Source organism: Micromonospora sp. PRAS1 (assembly GCF_059553435.1).
In genome coordinates this window covers 1-632 of the sequence record NZ_JCANNB010000114.1, presented here as the reverse complement: position 1 = coordinate 632, position 632 = coordinate 1, and the positions used below count along the sequence as shown (strand labels likewise).

General features: G+C 64.7%; 1 protein-coding gene. It reads left to right on the top strand.

Going from position 1 to position 632, the window contains the following annotated elements; genetic code table 11:
• Positions 1-632 (top strand): phosphopantetheine-binding protein (locus tag AC507J_RS32325; protein WP_496294362.1); only part of this gene is annotated, 632 nt, incomplete at both ends.

Here is a 632-nt window from a genome sequence, read left to right as displayed (position 1 = left end):
ACCAGGTCAAGCTCCGTGGGTACCGGATCGAACCGGGGGAGATCGAGGCCGTACTGGCCCGGCATCCGCAGGTCAGCGCGGCGGCCGTTGTCGCGCTCGGCGAGGGGCTCGAGCGGCGGCTCGTTGCCTATGTGGTGGGTGATGTCGGTCTTGATTTGGTTGAGTTGCGTGAGTGTGTGGTGGCGGAGTTGCCGGCGTTCATGGTGCCTGCGGTGTTTGTGCCTTTGGAGGCGATGCCGTTGACGGTCAACGGCAAGCTTGATCGGGCTGGTTTGCCTGTTCCGCGGGTGGTTGGGGAGTGGTTGGCGCCGGTTACGGCGACGGAGGAGATTCTGGCTGGGGTGTGGGCGGGGTTGTTGCGGGTTGAGCGGGTGGGGGTGGTGGATGACTTTTTTGAGCTGGGTGGGCATTCGTTGTTGGCTACGCAGGTGATGTCTCGGGTTCGGGATGTGTTCGGGGTTGAGGTGGAGTTGGCGGTGGTGTTTGATCGGCCGACGGTGCGTGGGTTGGCTGCGGTGATCGATGGGCTTGTGCCGGGGAGTGTGGTGCCGTCGGTTGTGGCGGTTCCGCGCGAGCGGCCGTTGCCGTTGTCGTTCGGGCAGCAGCGGTTGTGGTTCCTCGACCAGCTCGAC